This is a genomic window from Lacinutrix sp. MEBiC02595, from assembly GCF_053601555.1.
Genome location: NZ_JBSHNU010000201.1, coordinates 153316 through 166978, shown reverse-complemented (window position 1 = coordinate 166978; position 13663 = coordinate 153316). Strand labels below are relative to the sequence as shown.

Below are 13663 nucleotides of genomic sequence, written 5' to 3'. Positions count from 1 at the left end.
ATAGAAAATCTGTGCGGATTTGTAAGCGTTGGTTGGAACTAGGAAGAAGTTATTTACGGTGTTGGCAGTAGTTATTTATGCACGTAATCCAACTAATTTTTATCGTACGGTAGTCATTCTAACAATTTTACCATTTTCTATTTCATAAATAGCAATCGCATTGTAATTATCGCCATTAACCGTCAAATATTCTTCGTCGATAACGACATTTCCAAGAATTATTCGATTTGTAATTTCACAATGTAAATCCGGCGTTTGCGCAAAAAAATCACTAAAAGTGGTATGTAACTCTTTTTGGTCTTGTACATAAAGTCTATTCGGAAAGTCATAGGCTTTTACTTCGCTATCAAAGGTATTCACAAAAGCATCAATATCCTTTGCATTAAACGCTTCCAACTGTTGCGCAACAATAGCTTCTGCTTCTAGAAGTTTTTCTTTATGTTGTATAAACGTCTTACTAATTATCTTTCCGTTATCCACTTCATACAGTACCGCACGATGATGGTCTTTTCCGTTTATATGTATACGTTCTTCATCGATAACTACCTTTCCTTTATGGATGCGTTTTAAAATTTCAATACTAGCTTTGCGATCATTCATTAAAAGCGTTTTGAAATCGGACTCTAATTTAGAGCTACCTGCATAAAGCGTATCATTGGGAAAGTCTTTAACAATTACATTGTTGGCATAAAAGGACATTACACTTTCTAAATCCCTTTTGTTAAATGCTTGAACCTGTTTTTGAATCACAATAACTGGCGATTCCTCGGAAACCAAAGCCAAATGCTTACCGTCCGGACTTACAGAAATTCTTGAAATTCCGTTTATTTCATCTTCTTTAAAATGATGTAAAATATCCATACTATCCTTAGAAGTATTGAATTGAGCAATTATTTTCCCATCGGGAATCCAGATTATATTTTCTGAAAACCAGCACATATCGGTAATCGGAATGGGTAATGTTTTAATAATTTTTATAGCACCTGTTATAGGATTAAGCGATTTTATTGTGGATGCATTGTTTTCATAACTTATGAAACTAATTAAATCGGAATTTGGAATTTTATGCAAAGAGCGCCCAACATTATTATGCATGGTTAGATTGGTATTATCCTTTAGATTAGAAACAACCAAATCCATACTATCGCCTACTAAAACGCAGGTAACCAAAATGTTTTGATTGTACCAAACGGAATAGCCTACTTTTAATTCTTTTAGAATTATTTCCGATTTTCCAGTTGCCAAGTTATATTCATATAAACGTTGTAATCCATTTTCATCTAAACGCACCGCGGAAACAGATGCTTTGTTTGGCATTTTTAATGGCGAATACTCACTTCCATAAGCAGTATTTGTTTTCCAAGAAACCGTATCGGTATTTATATGATACTTTTTAATATCGGTCTGCTTATTTCTTGTGGAAGAGAAAAGCACCGTATTATTGTCGTAAAAAGAAGGCTGGTTGTCATAACCGGCATTATTGGAAATATTTTTAAGATTTTCTAATGCCATGATCCCATTAGTGCTGGTTATATCCAATAAAAAAACCTCCGTATTGGATTGCGCAAAAAGGTTTACAGAAATTGAAATTAAGCTTAGATATATGAAATTTTTCATGTGCTATTTCTATTGGTTATGATATTCTATACTATCTAATTCCTTGCGTTAATTACTGCCAACGCACTTGTATATAGAAAGTTGAATAGTTACACCACTAAGTTAGTGAATAAAAACCGGATGGGGAATATTGGAGAATTTTTGGAAGTAGGTTAGGAATAGTAATATGTTATGTGAGGTGTTGAGTACTTGTTTTTTCTTTTATTTACTCAACGCTTTTAATATTCGCTCCTCATTTATCACTATATCTCTGAACAAAACATGAGGAAATTCGGCGTATTTTGATGATTTAAAAGCCTCCGAAATATTCGATAGAGTTGAAGCTGATATAAGCGACAAATTCATTTCTGTGTCCATTTCACAATCAGTTACAAAATCGTCACTAAATTCTGGCGCAATAAGTAATATTTTAACAATTCGTAAATTATTTTTTAACGCTAAATTTTGATAAGATTTCAATTGTCTTGAAACTGCACTGAATTTATTATAACCTCTTTCTTTACTTGTTTTACATTCTACAATTATGACTTCATTGTTATCTAAATTTAAAAGAATATCAATCATATCCTTTTTCGTATTCAGTTTGTTTTTAAAATCATCATCAACATTAAAGCCTAAACCTGTAAATATAACTTTAGTTAATTCCTCGAATTTAAGCCCAAGTTCACTTTCTTTAACGGTTATTCCATTTTCTTTTAGTAAGTTTAGGTTTCTATAAGCTACATTTTCAAAGTTTTCTAAATATAAATTTTCTACGTCTTTATAATGTTCCAAAATGTTTAAAATGTCGTCTCCACGTTGCTTAATTCCATTATCTTTTATGAATTTGGTTAAATCTGACTTTGTAATCAAATCCAAAATATCTCTTGGTTTTATATTATAATCAAGTAGAAAATCAGCTTTTAAAACAAATTCATCTTGTAACTCAAATTGAGTTTTTGTCTCTTTGTTTAGTTTTGGAAGCGTTTGATTTAGTTCAACAAGTAATTTATCAAAACCATCCAATGAAATCCCAACTTTTTCATCACGCTCGACATTCTCAAAGTGCTCAACTAGGCTACTAATCTTGTCTTCTAAAACGCTACCTTTTAAATTTGAAATGTTTAAACCTTTTTCACAAAGTTCATTTAAGGTTTTTTTCTTTTCTGTTAACGTACTTCCCGGCTTGTAAATATCTTCTAAAAGTAAGTTTGTAAATGAAATACCTTCTTTTATTATTTCCTCAATTTTTTGAGAATGAGAAAGTTTTCTGTCAATATTATGTTCTCTACCAATTTGGTTAATGATTGGTTCTCGTAAAAGTTTTAAAGTTCTTCGGTAGAATTTTTCAGCAACTTCTTTTTGTCTTACTTTACGTAACCTTCTAACCATTTCGTCAGCTACATAAATTGTATTTTCTTTGTTTGAGTAGAAAATGATACCAATATTTTTAAGTCCTTTAATAACTTCTTGAATATCAAGTTTTTTAATTGGTAAAATTGAGTAGTTAATTAGTTTGACTTCTTCTTGTGTAAGTCCTAATTGTTTGGAAAGTGTTAGAATTATTGATAATTCGTCAGAAGTAATTTTTGCATCTCTATTATTTTCAACGTCATTATGATAAGCTGTATTTAAACAAGCTTTGTAGATTTTGTAATCTCTTTTTCGACTTGCACTTAATTCCGATTTGTCATTTTCAAAATCAGCGTTAAGACTTTTAGTTCTGTTTTTTAAGTTTTTGATTTCTGTTTCGTATAATCTCGAAAACCAATCTTGTTTCATTATACAGTTTCCATCACGAATTATGATGTCAATTAATATGTCTAATTGCGATGTTATTTCTTGAAACTCACATTGGATATATTCTTGAAATTCGCTAGCAGTTAAGTCGAATATTTTAGAAATATTTTGATTATCAACGGATTTCAAACCCTTATCTGACGAGCTCAAAATCTTGTGGATTTCTTTCCCGTTTTTTGGGTCTTTCGATATTATATTATCAATAATTTTAATAAATGAGTTCTTTTCTATCGAACCAAGTTTATCCAAAATTTTCTCTAATTTCATATTGTTTAATATTTAGTACTAATTTTTGTTTAGCCTGTGGCTACGTGTTTGTGTATGCAAAGTTGCGTTTTTGTGAGCGAGGATTTTCCGAAGGAAAATCAGACGTTACAAACACGCAACGACCTTTGGTTAAGCACTAAGCCGCAATTATTTTTATACGGTGTTGGCAAATCGTTTTTTTATTTTTCCACAAAATCCACTTCAAAATCAATAACTCCGTCGAAATTTTTAGGTTCTGTGAAATAGTCAAAACTTGCAGCTCTTCCTGGTCCAAAAGAATCTCCATCATTAACTTTTGCTTTTGTTGTGTAGACAATATCTCCGCTTGAATTCAAGAATTTAATTTTAACGTAGCCTTTTATATCCGATGAACTTTCGTTTCTTATCATTCCAACAACAGCCCAAGCAAACTTACTATCTTCTTTGATTTTTACATTTTCCACTTTAACTTTTGAAGAAGTAAAAGATTCAGTCGTTTTCTTTGAAGAGTCAAATCCACAAGAGATTAGGAAAGTCAAAGTCAAAGTTAAAATGATTTTGTTAAGAATAGATTTCAATTTCATATGGTGTTTTTAATTTTTGTTAAGATTTATTATTGTCAATTTTATCTAGATTTCTTTTTTCAGTTCTATCTTGGTGGATTCAATTTAGTTTCCATTTCTTCACTCGCTCTGTATATTTTGCCAAGGCTTGTATATACAACAAAATAATCCCAAGTTTTTCCATTTGCGGTACAGGCAATAACATATTCATTCGTTTCAATTTCTTTTACTTCATATTCACCACAAACTCTAATTCCGTTTTGAACAATTATCTTTCCTATTTCTTTTAATTCAGTTCCGTAAGGTGATCTCCAAGATTTAGAGTAAGTTCTGTCGTCAGATATTACACCACTACTGCTATTTCCGTTTGAGCCAATAACATAAACTGCAATAATTAATAAAATTCCAATTATTAAAAAAATCAAGCAACCATTTCCGCTTTTCTTTAGTTTTACTCCGCAATGTGGACATTTTTCCGCCTTATCACTTATTTCTTGATTACATTCTTTACAATTCATTAATGCCATATGTTTTCGGTTTTTCTAAAATGTTTGCCAACTATTTTATAAAAACACAAAACCAACCTTTAGCAGCCTTTACTAGCTACAAAAACATGGTTTCCTATTAAATGCCAAAAATCAGCAATTCCAAAAAATCAAAAAGAGGATAGTATGGAGATAATTAATTAATAGCGAGTACAATATAGAAAATACTTTTATTTAAATATTACGGGAAACCGTAAAGCATGCAACTATTCTAATTCATTTTTAAAGTTCCCCCCAATTTTAAGGCCTCCTGGATATAAAAAATAGCGAAAGAAGTAAAACTCCAATCGCTATTTATAAATACTCTTGATTCAAGTTAAAATTTATGTTCCATTAGTCTTATTGGCAAATCCTTTGCATGAAAAAAATTAGTTTCTATAACAACCTACTCGCGTCGCGTAAATTTAGGGTAAGATCCTATAGAATTTAAATAGGTCTGTAAGGCTTCACAAAACAAGTACAAATTATCTTTACCTTCAATAATTAAGACAGGTAGATAATATTCCGACGAAGCATTTAAATTTTCTTGATAGGTAACTTTTGTATGTTTTCCGTTGTACAACAAGCGATGTACATCACTATAAAATTTCAAGTAATAGGTTTTACCATCAGGAGAAGAGAACATTTGTAACTCTGAAACCGTTTGCAAATCAATTTTATGTACTTCATAATACAATTTTTTTTTGCTTCTTTTCTTTCTCTCTAACAGTAAAACATCTGGTGATTTTGAAATTTCAAAAACGGATGCACCATAATATCCTTTTATTTCAAAATAAAATTCGGTAAGACCTTCTGGTGTCGCTAGACGTGCCTTCGCTTCTCGTATACGAATGAAATTTACATCTTCTGCTAATACTTTTTTGGCTTCCGATCTGTAAATCTTATTATCACTATTTTCTAGATACGTTTCATACGCGTAAATAGTATGACTTGCTTGTGCCTCTCTCCAATTTTCTTCGTCCACACGCATTGCTTCTTTTTCTCTGGCAATTTCTTCTTCTTTCTCTTGCGCACGTTCTGCTTCCTTTTCTTTTTCTCTTTCGTAAAACCTTTCTATTTGCTGGTTGTGTGTTGCCACGTCACGAATAATATCGGAAGAAAGTTGAAGCCCTTCTAAAACATAAAGTGCATCTTTTGCTTGGGTAATCTTTCTTTGATCGATTAGACATTTCACCTTTAGATTTTGGGCTGCAGCCAATACTTGTCCGTTAGTAAGCGCTTCAATTTCATAAATCTTTTCTAAGCTTTCTGTATAATCGTCTGCATCATATAATTCTTGTGCAGTAAGAAATTTTGCCTTGATCTGATTTTGAGTTCTAGTATCTAGTTGTGCATTTACAGTCGTAATACTAAAAAAAAGTAACGCTATTATTACAAATACCTTCTTTTGGCTTCTATTTTCCATTGTTTTCCTTGTTTTATACATTCTTGTTTTTCGCTTTCGTCTCTTATTTTTGCTTTATTGGCATCATAGCCAGGCTTTGCTATTACTAGTTTTGCTTGGTAATTAAAACTACCTGTAATGACTTTTCGGGAACCATCTACATAATTACCTTGATTATCTACGTAACCAACCTCTTTAACACTGGCATTATAATTACCTAACCTACAGCTACAAATCTGTTGTGATTCTATGGCAATAGATACTTTTGCAATACCATCTTGGTATTTTTCAATCTGCCATTTCTTATATGGAATGAGCACTTTTTTTGTGTCCGGATTGATAACACCTTGCAAACCATTCTTATAATCTATTTTAAAATTTACTTTCACTTTTTGAACGACAGTTTCTTGCGTTAAGAAATCTAGATTTTCATCTTTAGATTCTACGCTTGCATCGGTATTTAAAAAAGAATCGTCCAATTGGTTACTCGGTTTTTTGTTAGAATTTCTCTTGGCAAGAATCTCACTAAAGGAAACATCATAGGAAGTATTTACGTCTTCTAAGTCGGATGCTTCTTTAGAAACCAATTCTAATTGCGCATTGAGGCTTTCTATACTTGCATCGTATTTTTTTTCGTTTGCACTGGTATTATTCAACTTGGATATTTGGTTTTCTGCAGCTGTTTGCTTTTGCGTTGCTCGAGATATCATCCCATTAAGATCTTCTAATCTTTGCGGTTGCATGCCATTAAAATAAACATCTAATTGCTCTAACCTTTTTGCTTTACTTGTGAAATTCTTTAATTGCACTTTTACACGATCCCAAACAGCTATTGCATTTTCTAAAACCTTAATGTCTTCGACATTTTCATAAAAGACAGGAGTTTTTGCCTTTGCTTCGTCTATCATGGAATACAATTGAGAAAATGCATTGCTCAACTCTTCTCTTTCTAATCGAAATTGACGACGTTCTTCTGCTGTAGCTTCTGAAATTGCAGGCTCTCCAATAACGCTAGTCGCATTCTTATTCTTCTTTTGAGAAAACAGAAAATTGGTAGTTAAAGACAATACCAATACGAGTAAAAGTGTTTTTTTCATCATTGATTACCAATAGTTTAAATAATTACAAAACCAGCAGCGAACAATCTTATTACCAAAAATTAGCGCGGTTTTGTATTAAAAAAGCTATTAATAGGAATTGCCAAAAGCACAAAAGGATAATATGGAGTCAATTAATTAATAGCGAGTACAATATATAAATTCCTTTTATTCTAGTATTAACGGAAACCTAAAAAATACATATCTTCTAATTATTATTTAAAGTTACACCCAATTTTAAAGCCTCCTAGATATAAAAAATAGCGAAAGAAGTCAAACTCCAATCGCTATTTTAATCTTATTTGGTTTTGGGGTTTTGCCAATCTTCTTTCAAATAACATAAAGCCTCTTGCAGTGCTTTTTTAGACGATTTGGGTTGAAACCCTAATTCTTGTTGCGATGTAGAGATATCGTAATCCTGTTTTAATCCGTAAAACATATCGATATAATGGCGTTGCAATAAAGGTTCTTTACCCGTGATTTTACTGGTAAATTCCATGAGTCCCGCAACCGAATACAACAAACACTTTGGGACTTTCTTTGGTGTTTTTAAATGTAATTCTGGATATAACTGCGAAGCTATTTGTACACTTTCTTGTAAAGTGGTATGCTGTTCATTCGCCAAAATGTAACGTTCGCCATTTCTGCCTTTCAACATGGCTTGGTAGGCGCCAAAAGCGACATCTTTTACGTCTATCCAATTTAAAGTAACATTGGTATCTATTGGAATTTCACCTTTTAAAATTTGATGCACCAAATTGTTGGTATAGCTTAATGTAAAAGCTTCGCTGCCAATCATTGCTGCAGGTAAAATTAAAACGGTTCTAATGCCGTATTTTTTTCCTAAACGAATAGCAAGTGCATCGGAATCATTCTTAGAATTGTAATACCAGTTTCTTCGATCTTTATTATAGCCATTGTCTACATTTGCTGGTAATTTGGTGAAGTCTAAAGCAGCTACCGAACTTACATATACGATGTTTTTAACTCCACATTCTTTTGCGATATCGAATACATTTTGCGTTCCTTGTACGTTGTTATCGTAGATTTCGGCTTTCGGATTTTTCGCCCACATACTAAAGTTAGCGCCTACCGCATAGATATTGGTAATGCCTTTAAATGCTTTTCTCAAGGAATCACAATCAGTGATATCTGCTGGTACCACTTCACAATCCAATCCGTTAAAAGGTTCTAGATTTTTGCTATTTCTTACGGTTGCTCTTACTTTTTGGTTTTTAGAAAGTAGTAATCGTACCAAGTTATTACCTAAATGTCCGTTTGCTCCTGTTACTAATGCCATTTCTTTGCTCATCATTATTTTGTTTTGAGCAAATATCCATCGTTATCCAGTCGTTAAAAATAACATTTGTTAGAAAGTGATTTGTTTTCGAATGCGACTTAAAGATTGCGGTTCGATGCCTAAAAAGGAAGCGATATTATCTACGGAAACCTGTAAGGCCAATTCTGGCTTTTCCTGTAAAAATTTTAAATAGCGTTCTTTGGCAGATAAGATTTGAAAATCTTTAACGCGCTCCAACTTACAACTTAAGTGTTCATTAGTAACTAATTTTATAAAGTCACTCCAAAAGCTAGTATTCTCCATTAAAAGATCATAATCTGTTTTTGAAATTTTTACGAGTTTACAATCGGTAATTGTTTCATAATAATCTAAAGTTGGCGTGGCACTCATAAAGCTATCTAAGGAAGTGAAAAAATCCTGTTGAGAAACTAAATGCTGAATGACCAATTTGCCATCTATATTTTGGTATCCTTTTACAATACCACTACTTAAAAAATACACATAGCGTTCTACTTGTCCTGCCTGTAAAAGTTTGGTTTGTGCGGAAACAGCTTCGGTTATAAAACATTTTTTTAGCAGACTAATTTCTTCTTCTGTGATAGAAAATCGGGATTGAATATAGTGCAATAAACTTTTCATTATTGTGTTTTAAAATGGCATCTCATTTAAAATATTAGGCTAATCTAAAGAATTATAAACGGAATGTCTTCCTTTAAAAAAAGAAACGAATCCCATTATATACCTAGCCAAGCATTGAAATCACCTGTTTTATTTTGGCTGGTCTTAAGTATTTTGCTTTCCGCATTTAAAAATACCGATACCGTATTTTTATTATATCTTTCTAGCTTGTCAATAAATTTACGTTGCACCGTTTCACTACGATTGATTCTAAAAAACAGTTTCGGATCTAAAAAAAGTTCTATTTCTTTTAAAACGGTTTGTGGCATAATATGTCTTTTATTCGTTTTATCAAAAGCAAAAACAATGCCGTTATCTGCCTGAAAACACACAATATCTTCCACTTTTAAAAAGTAGATTTCCTTATTCGATTTGATTGCGAATTGGTCTTTGTAGGCTACACTATTTTCCGAATTCCCTTTTAGTAAATGATGTATAGTGTCAATCCATTTATTATAATCCGCTTGCGGACTTCCTTTTAATCGGATGAATTTATCCCAAGCATTTGAAAATCGTTCCAATGCATATGGTTTTAAAAGATATTCTATGCCATTAGTTTCAAATGCATGCATTAAAAATTCATTGTAGGCAGTGGCAAAAATAATCGGACAATTTAAAGTCACCTCTTTATATACTTCAAAAACATTGCCGTCTCTTAATTCTATATCCGAAAAAATAAGGTCCAAATCATGCGGTGCTTTTAAAAACGTTTTTGCTGCTGCAACCGTTTCTAATTCTGCTACGATTTCATACGAACTACAGACTTGCTCCATATATCTTTTCAGCTTTTTTCTTGCTGGTGCTTCATCTTCAATGATTAGTATTTTATACATCTGTAGGCTTTTTTATAAATGGCAATATTACTTTAAAATGGGTTTCATTTTCTTCAATAACAATATCTTTTTTTCCTAATAAAGCGAATTGCGTAGCTAGATTTATAAGTGCTCTACCACCAGTTACTTTTTTATGCTGTTTTGGGATTTTAGTATTCGTTACCTGAATATCCTCTTCTATAGAAATAACAATATGCACCCGATTATCTAACATTCCTAAATTATGCTCTATGGCATTTTCAACTAATACTTGCAGGCAAAAAGGAGGCACTTGTATCTTTGATGTATTTTTATTTTGCTGAATTTCTAAGGAATAACAACCCAAGTACTTTTCTTCCATCAATTTAAAATAACTTTTTGTAAACTGAATCTCCTCTTGTAGCGATACCAACTTTTTTTCAGATGAAATTAAAGAATAGCGATATAGCTCAGAAAAATCGTGTAGAAAATTACTCGCTTTATCTTTATCTTCCGCTATAAGTTCATCTAATGTATTCAGATTATTAAATAAAAAATGCGGATTTAACTGTGCCTTTAGTTGTTGTATTTTACTAGATGCCAAAGCTTTGTCATAGGCGTTAATCTTGGTTCTATAGGAATTATTTTCTTTGGAATATAAATAGGCTAGATATAAACTTCCGAATAACACAAACTCTACCATTCGATCCATATTTACAGCGATTAAGGTTTCTGTATTAAAATTTCTGGAAACCGTATCAAATATGGTTGCTACTATAAACCCAAATATATTGGAAACCAAAAGGTATACGACGAATGTGATGCTAAAATATTTGAAATAGGTTTTAATCAAGTTTGCATCTTGTGCATTTTTGTTACCAATATACTTTATCACCACTTGGATGAAAGCGAATATAATAAAAGCACTTAAAAATGTAAAAATTGGTCCGTCGGGTAAAAAAACCACATCCCATTTTTGACCTGCACTAATCCTATTATTCACCACAAGGACATAGCTGATTACAAAAATAAATAGGATAAAATATTTATCCACTTGCAAAAAAATTAATAGCTTTTTCATTGGTAGGCAAATTAAGAAACTTCCTGCAAACTGTTTTACTATGCTTTCAGGAAGTTTTAAATTACTATGAAATTATTCTGGCCAAGAGTTGGTTACTTTGCCTTGATCGTCATATACTTCTAGTTTTACATTATTATGTTTATCGACATAAAACATGGCTTTGGTCTCTCCTTTTTCACCAAATAGAAATAATCCATTATTATGACTTGCTGTTTTTCCTAGCATTATTCTTGGTGTTCCGCCAATAAGTCCTTGATCTGCATATTCTTTATATTTTTGTTTCCTTAATTTGCGATCCGCAATTCGGTTTATTTCTTCCATGATCTTGGTGGTTTCCTGCTGGGATACATTTGCAGTACGATCGTTAAAAGTTAATGCGCTGCTCACTCTTCTTTCCTCGCCTTTTCCAACATCTGTAGTTAAAAGCTGCATTACTTGATCACCATCATATTGATCGTATGTTAAGGAAAGTCCGGAGCTATGACCGTTTTCATTTTTTGTTCCGTCGTAAATAAATCCGCCACATTCAATACCATCCTCATTAAAATATAACATTCCGGAACGCTTTTTTCTATCTTTAGTAACCGCTCTATTATTCACCGTATTTGTTCCGTTTGGGAATTGTTCTACATTGGTAATTATCATTTTTATGGTACCATCGGCTTCCACAATATTGATGCGTTCTACATCAATAGTACCGAATTTTTTATTTTCATTCGTTTTAAAAGAAAACAAAAGAAATATAGCCATAATAGCTACTGTGCTTACCGTAAATGCTCTTAAGATTACTAATTCTCGATTACTTTTTTTTAGGATCTCCATTTTTTGAATAGTTTAATTGTTGGAGACAATAGTAGTACTATCCTTGAATGATAACAAGCAGTATATCTGGAGTGCAGGAAAATAGCTGTTTAACTAAGGAAGAATTGCGTTAAGTGATTCTCAAAATCATCTATTTCGATCTTTTTTTATACTTCTTATTGGATTTTATTCTTCTATTCGCTTTAAATCCAGATCCTGAAAATCGAAACTAAAATCGATATTTGGTGAAATACCTTTCATTTTAATACCTTGTGCTTTTCCGTTTTCGTCTAAAGAAAACATGGCGAAAGCATCTGCATTCATATCTTGATACTCCCATTTTATAGCAAAGGTATTCGCATTATAAAAATGCATTGCGCCATTTAATTTTGGAGAACGATGGCTTTTTAACCATAATTGATTTTCTTTTTTAAAGACTTCGACCTTGCCAAACCAATTGTCTTTGTACACACCAATATAATTTGTCTCGTCTATCTTTTTGCTTTTATTAGTAGCAACGGTTTTCCAAACTTGGTCTGTAAACACATCACCTTCCTCTTCTTTTTCTTTAAAGTAATTATAAAATTTATCTGCCCAAGCATAATCCTCTAATCCTAAATAACCATCTTCAATAGTTTTAGTAATAGATAGAAAAGCTCCTGCTCCACCAGGATCTGTATTAGTAAGTACAACTATTCCAACATTTAAATCTGGAATTAAAAGGGTGCTGCTTAACATTCCTGGCAGTCCTCCTGTGTGCGACACCATCATATTTCCTTTTTTGTCCACCAAATCCCAACCTAAACCGTAACCAGCAAAATGCGAGTTATAACGCGGATTTCTATTTGCGCTTGTTGTGGTGTGAATTTTCCACATTTCCTGTTGACTTTCTTCAGAAAATAAATTATTTTTTAGATTTTCGCCATACTTCCCTTTGTTTAAATGGACTAACATCCATTGCGCAATATCATCAACGCCAGCTAAAATTCCTCCTGCTGCACCATTTATCATTTCTTTATAATCTGGTAATACTTTTAATTTTCCGTTCACCGTATTATGAGGAGAAGCAAGATTACTTTTATCTGTTACTTGCTTTAAGGAAGCATACGAATTATCCATATTTAATGGTTTAAAAATGCGTTCTTGAATAAAGGCTTCCCAAGTCATTCCACTTTTTCTAGCAATAAGTTCTCCTGCCACTAAATACAATAAATTATCATAATCAAATTGGGTTCTAAAAGCGGAAACTGGTTTGAAGTACTGAAAGCTAGACAACAAATCATCCATGGTGAAATCAGAACCATCCGGAAAAATCATTAAATCCCCAATCCCTAAACCCAATCCACTACGATGCGTTAATAAATCTTGAATATTAAAATTATCGGTTACATACGCATTGTACATTTTAAATTCTGGAATATGATCTTTTACTTTATCTGTCCATTTAATCTTTCCTTCTTCTACCAAAATCGCTAAAGCAGTTGTTGTAAACGCCTTACTATTAGATGCGATACCAAATTGTGTATGTTCATTTACAGGATTTTTAGTCTTTATAGAGGTAACGCCATACCCTTTATTATGAATAACTTTTCCATCTTTTACAATAGCAACTGCTGTTCCTGCTACATGAAACTTTTCTAGAGCATCTATTACTAATGAATCTATTTGCTTTTCATTTAATTGCGAAAAAACAGTACTTGTAAATAGTATTACAAACAGTAAAATAATAAGATGTTTTGCTTGTGTAAATTTCATGATTATTTAGGATTGGTTAAACGTTT

General features: G+C 32.1%; 12 protein-coding genes. All 12 read right to left on the bottom strand.

Annotated elements, in window-relative coordinates; genetic code table 11:
- Window positions 1–99 precede the first annotated feature (99 nt).
- Entirely contained in the window at window positions 100–1617 is a 1518-nt protein-coding gene (locus ACVCZW_RS07120; RefSeq protein WP_452232038.1) for a nuclear transport factor 2 family protein, read from the bottom strand.
- A gap of 201 nt (window positions 1618–1818) precedes the next feature.
- A complete protein-coding gene (locus tag ACVCZW_RS07115; RefSeq protein ID WP_452232037.1) occupies window positions 1819–3663 on the bottom strand; it encodes a hypothetical protein in 1845 nt (614 codons plus the stop codon).
- Window positions 3664–3842: 179 nt separating this feature from the next.
- Entirely contained in the window at window positions 3843–4226 is a 384-nt protein-coding gene (locus ACVCZW_RS07110; RefSeq protein WP_452232036.1) for a hypothetical protein, read from the bottom strand.
- A 65-nt stretch (window positions 4227–4291) separates the two neighbouring features.
- On the bottom strand, window positions 4292–4732 hold the full coding sequence (locus ACVCZW_RS07105; protein ID WP_452232035.1) for a hypothetical protein: 441 nt from the start codon (window positions 4730–4732) through the stop codon (window positions 4292–4294).
- A 403-nt stretch (window positions 4733–5135) separates the two neighbouring features.
- Entirely contained in the window at window positions 5136–6155 is a 1020-nt protein-coding gene (locus tag ACVCZW_RS07100) for a hypothetical protein (RefSeq protein ID WP_452232034.1), read from the bottom strand.
- A complete protein-coding gene (locus ACVCZW_RS07095) occupies window positions 6122–7234 on the bottom strand; it encodes a hypothetical protein (protein ID WP_452232033.1) in 1113 nt (370 codons plus the stop codon). The genes ACVCZW_RS07100 and ACVCZW_RS07095 overlap by 34 nt, the downstream gene beginning before the upstream one ends.
- Window positions 7235–7529: 295 nt before the next feature.
- Window positions 7530–8546, bottom strand: coding sequence for an NAD-dependent epimerase/dehydratase family protein (locus ACVCZW_RS07090; protein WP_452232032.1), 1017 nt, complete (start codon window positions 8544–8546; stop codon window positions 7530–7532).
- A gap of 54 nt (window positions 8547–8600) precedes the next feature.
- Window positions 8601–9170, bottom strand: a complete 570-nt coding sequence (locus ACVCZW_RS07085; RefSeq protein WP_452232031.1) for a Crp/Fnr family transcriptional regulator — start codon at window positions 9168–9170, stop codon at window positions 8601–8603.
- A 95-nt stretch (window positions 9171–9265) separates the two neighbouring features.
- Window positions 9266–10042, bottom strand: a complete 777-nt coding sequence (locus ACVCZW_RS07080; protein ID WP_452232030.1) for a LytR/AlgR family response regulator transcription factor — start codon at window positions 10040–10042, stop codon at window positions 9266–9268.
- Window positions 10035–11081, bottom strand: coding sequence for a sensor histidine kinase (locus tag ACVCZW_RS07075; RefSeq protein WP_452232029.1), 1047 nt, complete (start codon window positions 11079–11081; stop codon window positions 10035–10037). The genes ACVCZW_RS07080 and ACVCZW_RS07075 overlap by 8 nt, the downstream gene beginning before the upstream one ends.
- Before the next feature lie 72 nt (window positions 11082–11153).
- On the bottom strand, window positions 11154–11903 hold the full coding sequence (locus tag ACVCZW_RS07070; RefSeq protein WP_452232028.1) for a hypothetical protein: 750 nt from the start codon (window positions 11901–11903) through the stop codon (window positions 11154–11156).
- A gap of 165 nt (window positions 11904–12068) precedes the next feature.
- A complete protein-coding gene (locus ACVCZW_RS07065; RefSeq protein ID WP_452232027.1) occupies window positions 12069–13637 on the bottom strand; it encodes a serine hydrolase in 1569 nt (522 codons plus the stop codon).
- Window positions 13638–13663 lie beyond the last annotated feature (26 nt).

Coding starts and splice junctions, on each gene's coding strand:
- ACVCZW_RS07115 (WP_452232037.1), bottom strand. CDS start 3,663: ATGAAATTAGAGAAAATTTTGGATAAACTTGGTTCGATAGAAAAGAAC.
- ACVCZW_RS07065 (WP_452232027.1), bottom strand. CDS start 13,637: ATGAAATTTACACAAGCAAAACATCTTATTATTTTACTGTTTGTAATA.
- ACVCZW_RS07075 (WP_452232029.1), bottom strand. CDS start 11,081: ATGAAAAAGCTATTAATTTTTTTGCAAGTGGATAAATATTTTATCCTA.
- ACVCZW_RS07120 (WP_452232038.1), bottom strand. CDS start 1,617: ATGAAAAATTTCATATATCTAAGCTTAATTTCAATTTCTGTAAACCTT.
- ACVCZW_RS07090 (WP_452232032.1), bottom strand. CDS start 8,546: ATGATGAGCAAAGAAATGGCATTAGTAACAGGAGCAAACGGACATTTA.
- ACVCZW_RS07080 (WP_452232030.1), bottom strand. CDS start 10,042: ATGTATAAAATACTAATCATTGAAGATGAAGCACCAGCAAGAAAAAAG.
- ACVCZW_RS07085 (WP_452232031.1), bottom strand. CDS start 9,170: ATGAAAAGTTTATTGCACTATATTCAATCCCGATTTTCTATCACAGAA.
- ACVCZW_RS07110 (WP_452232036.1), bottom strand. CDS start 4,226: ATGAAATTGAAATCTATTCTTAACAAAATCATTTTAACTTTGACTTTG.
- ACVCZW_RS07105 (WP_452232035.1), bottom strand. CDS start 4,732: ATGGCATTAATGAATTGTAAAGAATGTAATCAAGAAATAAGTGATAAG.
- ACVCZW_RS07070 (WP_452232028.1), bottom strand. CDS start 11,903: ATGGAGATCCTAAAAAAAAGTAATCGAGAATTAGTAATCTTAAGAGCA.
- ACVCZW_RS07100 (WP_452232034.1), bottom strand. CDS start 6,155: ATGGAAAATAGAAGCCAAAAGAAGGTATTTGTAATAATAGCGTTACTT.
- ACVCZW_RS07095 (WP_452232033.1), bottom strand. CDS start 7,234: ATGATGAAAAAAACACTTTTACTCGTATTGGTATTGTCTTTAACTACC.